The organism is Shewanella sp. cp20 (assembly GCF_000832025.1).
Lineage (GTDB): Bacteria > Pseudomonadota > Gammaproteobacteria > Enterobacterales > Shewanellaceae > Shewanella.
The window spans coordinates 129,303-141,209 of the sequence record NZ_JPII01000007.1; the positions used below are offsets into that span (position 1 = coordinate 129,303).

Below are 11,907 nucleotides of genomic sequence, written 5' to 3' on the forward strand. Positions count from 1 at the left end.
AGAACAAAAATTGTTCTCAAAAGGTCAACAGGCCCTAGGCAATAAAAAAGGCCGTTAAACGACCTTTTTGTAGATGTTGTACGCTTAGTCCGCTTCTTTCAGGGACTGAGTCAGATCGACAATCGCCTTCTTACCGTCACCAAACAACATCAGGGCGTTATCTTTGGCAAACAGCGGATTAGGCAGACCGGCGAAGCCAGGGCTCAGGGAGCGCTTAACGACTACCACGGTGCGCGCCTTGTCGACGTTGAGGATAGGCATGCCGTAGATAGGGCTGCCTTTGTCCTCACGGGCCATAGGGTTGGTCACGTCGTTGGCACCAATGACGATGGCCACATCCGTCTGCTCGAACTGAGGGTTGATCTCATCCATCTCGATCAGCTGCTCGTAGGGCACCTCGGCCTCGGCCAGCAGTACGTTCATGTGGCCTGGCATACGGCCTGCAACAGGGTGAATGGCGTAGAGGACCTGGGCGCCGCGCGCCTCCAGTATCGAGGCCAACTCACGCACCGCATGTTGCGCCTGCGCCATCGCCAGACCGTAACCCGGGACAATCACCACGCGCTCGGCGGTTTCCAGTAGCATGGCGACCTCTTCTGGTGAAGAGGAGGTTACCTTGCCGGCGTATACCTCGTCGGCATCGACTGTCTCACCGCCTTCGGCCATCACACCAAAGAGCACGTTGAACAGCGAGCGGTTCATCGCCTTACACATGATCTGGGTCAGGATGATCCCCGAGGCGCCGACCAGTGAACCCGAGACGATCAGGACTGTATTGCCCGTGATGAAACCTGTGGTTGCCGCGGCGATACCCGAGTAGGAGTTCAACAGGGCGATAACCACTGGCATATCGGCGCCGCCGATAGGAACCACTAGGAAGAGGCCCAGCAGCAGCGACACGGCGACTAAGGCGTAGATGAAGGTTGGATTACTCGGCGTGGTGACCACGGCAACCGTCAGTATCAGGGCCGCGATCAACAGGCTGGCGTTGATGAACTTGTTACCCGGCACCCGGATAGGGTTACCGGAGATAAGCTCCTGTAGCTTAGCAAACGCCACGAAGGAGCCCGAGAGGGTCACAGAGCCGATAAGCACAGTCAGGCCGATAGAGATAAGCGCGACCACATGAGTCGCCGAATCGGGATCCAGGAAGCTTGCCAGGGCGATAAACAGCGAGGCGCCGCCACCGAAACCGTTGAGCAGCGCCACCATCTGTGGCATGGCGGTCACCTGGATCTTGGTGGCCATCACGGCGCCTATGGCACCACCGAGCAGGATACCGGCAATGATCCACTCATAGCTTAAGATGCTCTTGTCCAGCAGGGTTACCACCACGGCGATGAACATGCCCAGGGCCGATAACTGGTTACCGCGCACCGCGGTGCGGGGCTTGGTCAGCCCCTTGATCCCTAAAATAAACAGACTCGCAGCCACAAGGTAGGCGAGATAGATAATCGTCATACTCATGTTGGCTTATTTCCTCTTAAACATGGCAAGCATACGGTTGGTGACCATGTAGCCACCCACAACGTTTATGGTGGCCAGTACCACGGCGATGAAGCCTAGTACATTGACCCAGAGTCCCGCGCCTGAACCGGCCGCAAGCAGGGCGCCGACCAGGGAGATCCCCGAGATGGCGTTTGAGCCTGACATCAGGGGGGTATGCAGGGTAGGCGGCACCTTAGTGATCAGCTCAACCCCAAGGAATACTGCCACCACGAACAGGGTCAGTAGAATAAGATCTCCATTATTGAGCCTCCTCTGTTGCCGCAAGTGACGGCAGTGATAACAGATCGCGTAATCTGGCGTTAACCACCTCACCCTGATGGGTGACGACTGTGTCGCGCACAATCTCGTCGTCGAAGTCCAGCTGTAACTGGCCCTCATCGTCGACGATTAGCTTGAGCAGGTTTTCTATGTTGGTGCCATACATCTGGCTGGCGTGGGTCGCCGCGCTGCCAGGCACATTCGATGGCCCGAGTATGGTGACGCCGTTATGGACCACAGTCTCGTCCAGCTGGGTCAGCTCGCAGTTACCACCGGTTTCGGCGGCGAGATCTACGATAACCGTGCCCGGCTTCATGGCATCCACCATCTCCTTGGTGATCAGCACGGGGGCCTTGCGGCCCGGGATGGCTGCGGTGGTGATGACGATATCCTGCTGCGCCAGCACGTTGGCCATCGCCTGTTGCTGACGCTTGATAAAGTCGTCGCTCTGCTCGGCGGCGTAGCCCCCCTTGGTCTCGGTATTTTCGGTTTCAAGATCCAGTTCGACCGGCTTGGCGCCCACCGAGAGGATCTGCTCCCTGGCGGCGGGGCGAATATCATAGGCTTCCACCACGGCGCCCAGACGCTTGGCGGTAGCACAGGCCTGCAGACCGGCGACGCCGACACCCATGATGAAGGCGCGGGCCGGCTTGAGGGTGCCAGCCGCCGTCATCATCATAGGGAACATGCGCGGCGCCTCGTGGGCCGCCAGTAGCACGGCCTTGTAACCGGCGATGGTGGCCATTGAGGAGAGGATATCCATGCTCTGGGCACGGGTGATCCTGGGGACCAGTTCCAGTGCCAGGGCGCTGGTGCCTGTCTGTGCCAGGCTGGCGGCATTTTCCGGTTGTGCCAGGGGATCCATCATGCCGATAAACAGCTGCTGGGGTTTGGCCTTGGCCTTGATCTCCTCAAACTGCTCACCCTTGAGGTTGACCAGGGTGATGATATCGGCGCCGAGTGCCTCGTCTCTGTCGGCAATGACGGCTCCCGCCTCTTGATAGGCTTGATCGCTAAAGCCTGCAGCGACACCCGCTCCGCTCTCCACGATAATTTGGAGGTTTTTTTTGATTAACCGAGTCACATTGGCCGGGATCAACGCGACGCGTTTTTCTTCGGCATGGCTCTCTTTAGGTAGACCTAGTTTCACTGAGAAACCTCTTAGTTGGGGACAGACGTCGTTATGAATTATTGGGTGGCTATTGTGGCGAGTCTGGACTTAGACACAAGCGCGAATTTTTCATAATCAGCACTCGTGCACTGGTCGGAGCAAAAAGTTTGCGTCAGTCCACAAAATTTCATTTCAAATTCTGTGGTTAAGGGCACAGCTTAAGCAAATATCGCTCACCACTCTCACTTTTGTAGCTCAAATTATAACCTTTGCATATTCCAAAAATGAATTAAAAATTAGATTTTATTCTTTTTTGCTTTTCTATTAAGCCACTAAGCTAGGCTAATTACACTGTTATAGGGCCGTCTTCCATGCTGTTAAAAGAGCTTTCATCACTGGCTTCTCCTCTGTCTGCGACACAGGTGGATAAGCTTAAGCAACTCACCTCTGAACTCAATGCCGTGCAACTCGCCTGGGTAGGCGGCTACCTAGCGGCTACGGCCGAACTGAGCGGCGTGGCCGGCGAGGTGCAGCAAGCGCCCCAGCAGACCATCACCATTCTCTATGGCAGCCAGACCGGCAACGGCCGTGGCATCGCCAATGAGCTGGCCGAGAAGGCGCAGGCCCAGGGATACAGCGTCAATCTGGTCTCTATGGCCGACTACAAGACGCGTCAGCTGAAGCAGGAGACTCTGCTGTTGGCCGTGGTGAGCACTCATGGAGAAGGTGAGGCGCCGGACGATGCCATCGAGCTGCACAAGTTCCTGGCCTCTAAGCGTGCGCCTAAGCTAGACACCCTCAACTATGCCGTACTGGCGCTGGGAGATTCCAGCTATGAGTTCTTCTGCCAGACGGGTAAAGATTTCGACCAACGCCTGAGCGCACTGGGTGCCAAGGCTATCGTGCCACTCACCGAGTGTGACGTGGATTACGAGTCGGCGGCGACTCAGTGGCAAGAGGCTGTGCTGGGCGCGGTCAAGCCATTGGTGGGCACAGGCGCGAGCGTGGTCTCTATCGGCAGCGCGAGCACCACGACGACGGGGTCGAGCTTTACTAAACAGAAGCCTTACAGCGCCGAGCTCTTGGCGAGTCAGAAGCTGACCGGACGCGACTCGGATCGCGACGTGCGTCATGTGGAGATAGATCTCGGCGAGTCAGGCCTGAACTATCAGGTCGGTGATGCTCTGGGCGTCTGGTTCAGCAACAGCGATGCCTTAGTCACTGAGATCCTTGAGGGCCTCAAGTTAGACGGCGAGGCAGAGGTCACTCTAGGGGATGCGAGCCTGACCCTGAGCGCGGCGCTTAAAGAGAAGCGTGAGCTGACCCAGCTCTATCCTGGTCTGGTACAAAACTGGGCGCAGCTCAGCGGCAATAGTGAGCTGCAGGCGATCAGCGAAGACAGGGAGCAGGCCCGTCAATTTATTCTCAAGCATCAGCTGGCCGACTTGGTGGCCAAGTATCCTGTGGACATCAGCGCCTTCCAGCTGGTGGAGCTGCTGCGTCCGATCACCCCAAGACTCTACTCGATCGCCTCTAGCCAGTCTGAGGTGGAGAGCGAGGTACACCTGACCGTGGCGCTGGTGGAAGACGAGCGCGAGTCGGGCACCCGCTTTGGCGGCGCGTCGCACTTCCTGGCAAACGCCCAGGAAGGCGCCGAAGTGAAGGTTTATGTGGAGCCGAACAATCACTTCCGCCTGCCGGAAAATCCGGATACGCCTGTGGTCATGATTGGCCCAGGCACAGGTGTGGCACCGTTTCGCGCCTTCATGCAGGAGCGCGCGGCCCAGGGCGCCCAGGGTGACAGCTGGCTCTTCTTCGGCAATCCGCACTTCGAGCAGGATTTCCTCTATCAGACCGAGTGGCAGCAATACCTTAAAGACGGCACCCTGACGCGCCTGGATTCGGCCTTCTCGAGAGATCAGGCTCATAAGATCTATGTGCAGCACCGCATCCTGGAGCGCGGCGAGACGCTATGGCAGTGGATCGAGCGCGGTGCGCATCTTTATATCTGTGGTGACGCCGAGCGCATGGCCAAGGATGTGCATCAGGCCCTGGTGACAGTGATTAAGCAACATGGCGGCAAGAGCGAGGAGCAGGCCGAGGCCTTGCTGGAAAGCCTGCGCAGCGACAAGCGTTATCAGAAAGACGTTTATTAATTGAGACAGGGCGCCAGTCGCCGACAGATTAACTTGCATGGGCAGCGCCGGTGCAAAAACAGGATAGGGCAGTAGCCATGAGCGATCAGAAATTATCAGTAAACGAGTACCTTAAGACCGACAGTAACTACCTGCGCGGCACCATAGAAGAGGGGTTAGATACCTCGCTGACCGGTGCCTTTAACGATGCGGATCAGCAGTTGATCAAGTTCCATGGTTTCTACCAGCAGGACGACCGCGATCTGCGCAACGAGCGTAAGGAGCAGAAGCTAGAGCCCCTCTACAGCTTCATGCTGCGTGCCCGTGTGGCCGGTGGCGTCTGTACCCCCAAGCAGTGGCTGGGGGTGGATAAGATTGCCTCAACCCTGACCAGCTCTAACAGCATTCGTCTGACGACCCGCCAGACCTTTCAGTATCACGGCATCCCTAAGCGTAACCTCAAGACGCTGATCCAGGATCTGGACAGAGAGGCACTGGACTCTATCGCCGCCTGTGGCGACGTGAACCGTAACGTCATGTGTAACCCTAACCCGGTAGAGTCCAAGCTGCATCAGCAGGCCTACTATTGGGCCAAGAAGCTGTCGGACAACTACCTGCCACGCACCAAGGCCTACGCCGAGATCTGGCTGGGCGATGACAAGGTGGCGGTGAGCGAGAGCGAAGAGGTGGAGCCTGTCTATGGCAAGACCTATCTGCCACGTAAGTTTAAGATGGCCGTGGCCGTACCGCCCGACAACGACGTGGATGTCTACACCAATGACCTCGGCTTCATCGCCGTGGCCGAAGACGGTGAGCTGGTTGGCTTTAACATGGTGGCCGGTGGTGGCATGGGCTCGACCCATGGCGAGGTCGCGACCTTCCCGCGTTTGGGCGACGACTTTGGCTTCATCAAGGCCGAAGACTGCCTCAAGTTTGCCGAGGCCGTGCTCAAGCTGCAGCGCGATTGGGGTAACCGCTCAGATCGTAAGCAGTCGCGCCTTAAGTACACCATAGTCAAACATGGTTTTGAGGCCTTCAAGGCAGAAGTGGAACAGCGCGCCGGCGTAAAATTCGAACCCAAGCGAGAGGTGGTGATCGGCGATCGCGGCGATCGTTATGGCTGGATCAAGGGCGTGGATAACCACTGGCACCTGACCCTGTTTATCGAGGGCGGCCGCATCAAGGATCTGCCGGGACAACCGTTGCAGACAGGCCTGCGTGAGATAGCCCTAGTACACAAGGGTGATTTCCGCATGACCGCCAACCAGAACATCATCATCGCTGGTGTGGCCGAAGAGGATAAGGCGCAGATCGAGGCGATCGCCCGCAGTCATGGCCTCATGGGTAAGTTGATCAGCCCGACTCGTGGTCACTCCATTGCCTGTGTGGCGCTGCCAACCTGTGCCCTGGCGATGGCCGAGGCCGAGCGTTACTTCCCAGACTTCATGACCAAGGTCGAGGCGCTGCAGGAGAAACATGGCTTCCTGGAGCAGCCGATAGTGATCCGTATGACGGGCTGTCCTAACGGGTGTGCGCGCCCCTTCGCCGCCGAAATTGGCCTGGTGGGTAAGGCGCCCGGACGCTACAACCTCTACCTGGGCGCGAGTTTCGAGGGGACACGCCTGAACAAACTCTACCGTGAAAACATTCAGGAAGCCGAGATACTGGCGGCACTGGATGAACTGTTTGCCCGCTACGTCAAAGAGCGAGAAGCTGGCGAAACCTTTGGTAACTTCACCGTGCGTGTCGGTGTGGTGAAGGCGGTTATCGATGCCGCTAAGGATTTCCATGGATAATTCAGTGATCTCTGCCCAGGCGCTAAAGGCTCTACTGAGCGCGCCTAAGGTTGAGCAAGATGCAGAGCTGGCCAGAGTCAACGCCTTCCTGGCCGGACTCACGCCCGCCGAGCGGGTGATCTGGGGCCTGGCCTATCTGCCGGGCACCCATGCGCTCTCGTCAAGTTTCGGTATTCAGGGCGCCGTGATGCTGCACCTGGTGACCCAGGTACAGCAGGACATTCCGGTGATCCTCACAGACACGGGTTACCTGTTTCCCGAAACCTATCAGTTCATCGACGAGCTGACCGAGCGGCTGAAGCTTAACCTCAAGGTGTACCGCGCCCCCATGACCAGCGCCTGGCAGGAGGCCCGTTTCGGTCGCCTGTGGGAGCAGGGGCTGGATGGCCTGGAGCAATACAATCGTCTCAACAAGGTGGTCCCCATGCAGACGGCGCTCAAGGAGCTAGAGGTAGGCACCTGGTTCGCGGGCCTGCGCCGCGCCCAGTCCAGCACTCGCGAGGAACTGCCGATTTTGGCGATCCATGGCGATCGCTACAAGCTGCTGCCTATCCTGGAGTGGAGCAACAAGGATGTGCACGAGTATCTCACTGAGCACGACCTGCCTTATCACCCGCTATGGGAGCAGGGCTACGTGTCGGTGGGGGATACCCATTCCAGTCGCCCATTGGAACTGGGGATGACCGAAGAGGAGACCCGCTTCAACGGCCTCAAGCGTGAGTGTGGCCTGCACTACGAGATCTAAGGATTGGTGAAATAGGAGGCTTTATGAGATATAAAGCCTCTAGCGTGCTGATTAATTAGTACTTTCTTCTGATTTGTGTACTTTTTTGCACTTCTTTTGCACACGGTTATGCACAGGTCATAAATTTGAACTATAGTGGTAAGTTCCCGTAGATGGTTTTGGATTGTTGTCTGTATCGGAGCCGATTTGGATCCAGTCGCTTTTCTTCCTCTTTTAAGCGACGGGCAGAGCCGCCGACAAGATCGAAACCCAACTCGCTTGGCGAGAGCTAGATGTTTGATTGGTCTGCTGGCGCATGCTAATTAATAGCCATAGGCCCTGGATAGTCCGCTGCGGCTATCCAGGGATCCCCCCGATAATCTTATTTCCCTTTTTATTCATCCATATAGTAATATCGACGCCATTCTTTTCTTACGTGCTGCCAGCTTGGGATAGGCCCGACTGCCCGCGCGATTTAACAGGGAGTTTATTGAATGAAGAAGGCATTAGTGGCGGTGGCAATCCTTGCCGTAGGCGCAGGGGGCTACTGGGCGATGCAGCAGGCGCCTAAGTCCGTAGATAATCAGGTATTGGCCTATGTGCCAGCCGATACACCGCTGTTTTCCGCACAGTTTGAGCCTTTTCCCATAAAGGATTATATCGACGCCCTCCCCGAGGCGCAGAAGCAATACCCTGCTGAGATGAAGGCACTGCTGTCTGAGGATGACGATCCCAGGGCCCAGTTTATCTTCCGTGTATTGGAGCGTTACTTCGACGCCTCGAAAGATGGCCAGCAGCTAGTCGATACCTTTGGCCTGCCCGAGAAAATCACCAGTTATTTCTATACCCTGGGCGTGTTGCCGGTGATCAAGCTGGATATCGCTAATCCTCAACACTTCTGGGCGGTGCTGGATAAGGCCGAGGCCGATAGCGGATTGACGCATACGGCTAAGCAGCTTGGCGAGGTCAAGTACCGTGCCTATCGTCTCACCGACGAGGGCGAGAACGAACAAGTGGATCTGGTGTTTGCCATCGACAAGGGCATGCTGACCTTGACCCTGGAAACCAGCTTTCTTGAGCCTGAATTGCTAGAAACCGCACTGGGGCTTAAGCCGGTACAAGACTCGCTGGCCAAGGCCGGCACGGTCGATGAGATCATCAAGAAACACGGCTTTAAAAAGGACAGCGTCAGCTATATCAATCATCAGGAGTTAGTTAAGGCGATCACCACCCTGGACGGTAACCAGATGGCGCGTCAGCTGACCCAGATCTTTAAGCTTATCCATGACGACCCCTTCGTTGAGCTACGCTCTCAGGCCTGTCAGAGTGAGCTTGCCGGCATCGCCGCCAACTGGCCACGTACTATCATCGGTTATACGGATTTTGAGGTGAAGAACAAGCGGGCCAAGATAGGCTTTAGCACGGTTATCGAGAGCAACAACCAGGTGATCCTCGGTGCCCTGAGCCAGATGCGCGGCTTTATTCCGGCCCATACCAAGACGATCGATACGGGTGTGTTCTCTATGGCCCTTGGCCTAGATGTGAATCAGTTTGTGCCTAGCATCTCTAAGATCTGGGACGATCTGCTCACCCCAAGCTATCAGTGTGAGCCGCTGGCACAGCTGCAGGGGGAGATGGAAGGGCAGAGCCCGGCGATGCTGGGTATGTTTACCGGTATGGCTAACGGCGTGAAAGGGGTCTCCTTCTCGCTGCTCGATTATGCCCTGGAGCAAGACACGCAGCAGATCTCCCTTAAGGATCTCGATGCCATCACGACCCTGACGGCGGACGACCCGGCCACCCTGTTTAACATGGTGAAGCCGTTTGCCCCCGAGCTGGCCAATGTCAATCTGCCTAGCGACGGTAGCACGGTCGATCTCGGCGCTGCGCTGCACCTGCCGCCATCCCTCGGGGTGCGGGCGCAGATGGCACTGAAGGGACAGCACCTCACCATCTACACGGGCGAGAAGAGCAAGGCGATCGCCGATAAGCTAACCGCTGAGAAGCCTACGGCGAATGGTCTGTTTTCTATGACAGCCGATTACGCCAAGCTGTTCACCCCAGCCATGAACCTGATGGCCATGAGCGGTGAGCCTATTCCTGAGGAGCTGGAGGCGCTGAAAGACTATCGCACTCAGCTGAAGGTGGAGATGGATATCAATGCTAAGGGGATCGTCATCGACAGCCTGGTAGAGACCCGCAACGACTAAGGGTCATTCATCGTCGCAAAAAAGCATAGCAAATAAAAAGCCCCGAGGCCTGAGCGCACGGGGCTTTTTTATTGCTAACTTTTAACTTACTCGGCCTTGGCGATGCCTAACTCAGCGAGGTTGGCGGCAATATCTTCGGCGGCCGTCTTAGGATGAATGTCCTCATCGATTTTCAATATGGTGCCATCCTCGCCTATGTAGAAGGTCACCCGGCTGGCGACCCGTACCAGGTTGAGTACGTCATAGGCCTTGGCGGTCTCCTTGGTGGGATCGCTGAGCATAGGGAAATCAGCTTTCTGCTCCTTGGCAAATTTCTGGTTGTCTTCCAGATCATCGACACTGGCCATCATGTAGACGGCCTTGTATTGGCGGATAAGACTGCCTTTCTCCACCAGTGACTTGCACTCCAAGGTGCAGCCTCGGGTGTTGGCCATGGGATACCAGGCTAAGACCAGCGTCTGTTTGCCTAGGTAGTCGCTGAGCTGATAATAGTGGCCATCGGTGGCCTGAAGCCTGAAATCTGGGGCCTTGTCGCCCACCTTGAGGTCGGTGGCATTGGCCTGCGCGGCAATGATCAGGCTCAGGCCGAGCAGGAGTCTGGTAACTAACTTATTCATGAGTGTTCCTTTCTGCGTTGCTAGGGTTATTTATAGGTTGTGTTTGCCCGCTCGCGCCGGGCGCAAACAGGTTGATAAGGTTTTCCCAGTAGACGACCTCATCCAGCGGCTGCTCGATATCGGGCTGGGTCGGCACGCCCGACAGGGCTTTTCCCGTGGCGTCATATACCTGAGTGCTACTGAAACTTACCCGAATGGCGCTGTTGGGCAGGGTGATCTGCTGCTGTCTGCCATACTCGCCCCGTGTCGGCTCGCCCACCACTAAGGTGTCGGGCCAGGACTTGGCGAAGTGGGCGATCCACTGGCACTGCTGGCGGCAGTTGGGGCCGATGAGTAGCATTAACTTACCCCGTTTGGCGCGGGGCAGGTGCGGCCAGGGTAAGCTGTCCTGATGCCAAAACTTGGCCTGCCAGGGGCTGAAGCCCGGCTCTTCTTGGGGCAATTGCGAGCGCAGCAGATCCAGCTGCAATTGCTCTGCCTGACTCAGGTCGGCGGGCGGCAGGAAGCCTAAGGGTTTTAGGTAGTCGCCGCGAAGGTTCGGCCCCTTCTTGTAGCGGGCCACCGCCTGTAGCGAGTCTGGCCAGGCAGCCAGCAGCGGCGGCCTGATATCCGGGCTGAATACCTGCGCCAGCAGGTGCAGCAGTGCATCGCCTGTCCCATGGGCCCGGCGTAGATCCAATATGGTAATAGGGCTTGTCAGCGAGCGCTTGAGGCGTCGACCCAGGGGGCTGTCAGCGGAGAAGCCTGACAGGTCGTAGAGGTCGAATACCCCCTGGATATCGACACTTGCCTGGTCGCCCGATTCACTGTTGCTCAGTGTCTGGGGCGGCTTGCTGGTCAGCGTCAGGCTAAGCTGGCGGCCGTTGCCCTGTTCATCGCTGAGGGTGAGGCGGCAGTGCTTTCTGGCGACTAGACCTATCTCGCGTCTGAGCATGGCGATCATCGAAAGGTATCTCGCCTGTTCACTGGCGGTATCGGCCAGGCTGGGGGGGAGAAAGTGTCGGGCGGCGTCTATCCATAGCGCGATGGGCAGGCCATCGATATGGGTGACGAAGGGCGCTTCGCTGTCCAGAGGGCGGTTGTCAGTGGATAGCGCCAGCCATCTATCTTCTAGCTTGCGCAGCTTTATCGGCAGATAGGCCTGGGTAGTCACGCCGTCGAGCCTGGCGCTGGGATCGTCGATCGTCGTCAGTATCTTCAGCAGTTGCTGGGCAAACAGCTGGCGTTCACCGCCGAGTGGTAACTGACTCCTCGCCTGATTAACCTGGTTTTCCAGCTGCAGCAAACGCTCGGGGGAGGCCGCCCCACTGGCCGAGTATTGCGCCAAATGCTCTTGCAGGTAGTTAAGATCCGAGTGCATCTCCCGCGCCGAGAGCTGTGGCTTGGGCGGCTCTTCGCGCAGAGCGATCACCGTCAGCTGAATACAGCTCAGGGCCATGATGAGGCCGAAGCCATTGATGATGCTCTGGTGTCCGAATTTCATTCCACTTCCTAGGGCCTGTTTATCTTTCGCGTTAATTTTGCAGGGTTCGTCTTGAGCACGTTCA

Annotated in this window: 9 protein-coding genes; 4 read left to right on the forward strand and 5 right to left on the reverse strand. The window is 57.1% G+C overall.

All coding sequences use genetic code 11. From position 1 onward, the window contains the following. Positions 1 to 84 precede the first annotated feature (84 nt). Genes DB48_RS00905 through DB48_RS00915 form a run of 3 tightly spaced genes read right to left on the reverse strand, consistent with a single transcriptional unit; the run spans position 85 to position 2,917 of the window. Positions 85 to 1,467, reverse strand: coding sequence for an NAD(P)(+) transhydrogenase (Re/Si-specific) subunit beta (locus DB48_RS00905; RefSeq protein WP_041508451.1), 1,383 nt, complete (start codon positions 1,465 to 1,467; stop codon positions 85 to 87). A 6-nt stretch (positions 1,468 to 1,473) separates the two neighbouring features. Continuing rightward, a complete protein-coding gene (locus tag DB48_RS00910; RefSeq protein ID WP_235375301.1) occupies positions 1,474 to 1,719 on the reverse strand; it encodes an NAD(P) transhydrogenase subunit alpha in 246 nt (81 codons plus the stop codon). A 28-nt stretch (positions 1,720 to 1,747) separates the two neighbouring features. After that, positions 1,748 to 2,917 carry a Re/Si-specific NAD(P)(+) transhydrogenase subunit alpha gene (locus DB48_RS00915; protein WP_041508453.1) on the reverse strand — a complete coding sequence of 390 codons (1,170 nt, stop codon included), beginning with the start codon at positions 2,915 to 2,917 and terminating at the stop codon, positions 1,748 to 1,750. 332 nt (positions 2,918 to 3,249) lie between these two features. Between DB48_RS00915 and DB48_RS00920 the strand changes: the two genes are divergently transcribed. From DB48_RS00920 to DB48_RS00935, 4 genes are all read left to right on the forward strand, one after another. Next, positions 3,250 to 5,034 (forward strand): assimilatory sulfite reductase (NADPH) flavoprotein subunit, encoded by a 1,785-nt coding sequence (locus DB48_RS00920; protein WP_041508454.1) that lies wholly within the window; start codon positions 3,250 to 3,252, stop codon positions 5,032 to 5,034. Positions 5,035 to 5,111: 77 nt separating this feature from the next. Next, a complete protein-coding gene (cysI, locus tag DB48_RS00925) occupies positions 5,112 to 6,809 on the forward strand; it encodes an assimilatory sulfite reductase (NADPH) hemoprotein subunit (protein WP_041508455.1) in 1,698 nt (565 codons plus the stop codon). Further along, complete coding sequence (locus tag DB48_RS00930; RefSeq protein WP_235375303.1) at positions 6,802 to 7,554, forward strand: phosphoadenylyl-sulfate reductase; 753 nt, start codon at positions 6,802 to 6,804, stop codon at positions 7,552 to 7,554. Before cysI ends, DB48_RS00930 begins: the two co-directional genes overlap by 8 nt. 473 nt (positions 7,555 to 8,027) lie before the next feature. Then, positions 8,028 to 9,743 carry a hypothetical protein gene (locus DB48_RS00935; RefSeq protein WP_041508457.1) on the forward strand — a complete coding sequence of 572 codons (1,716 nt, stop codon included), beginning with the start codon at positions 8,028 to 8,030 and terminating at the stop codon, positions 9,741 to 9,743. An 86-nt stretch (positions 9,744 to 9,829) separates the two neighbouring features. Here DB48_RS00935 and DB48_RS00940 read toward each other — a convergent pair whose 3' ends face one another. Then, positions 9,830 to 10,360 (reverse strand): peroxiredoxin family protein, encoded by a 531-nt coding sequence (locus DB48_RS00940; RefSeq protein WP_041508458.1) that lies wholly within the window; start codon positions 10,358 to 10,360, stop codon positions 9,830 to 9,832. Next, positions 10,353 to 11,843: a S41 family peptidase gene (locus DB48_RS00945; RefSeq protein WP_041508459.1), complete on the reverse strand. Its 1,491-nt coding sequence runs from the start codon at positions 11,841 to 11,843 to the stop codon at positions 10,353 to 10,355. The genes DB48_RS00940 and DB48_RS00945 overlap by 8 nt, the downstream gene beginning before the upstream one ends. Between the last annotated feature and the right edge of the window lie 64 nt (positions 11,844 to 11,907).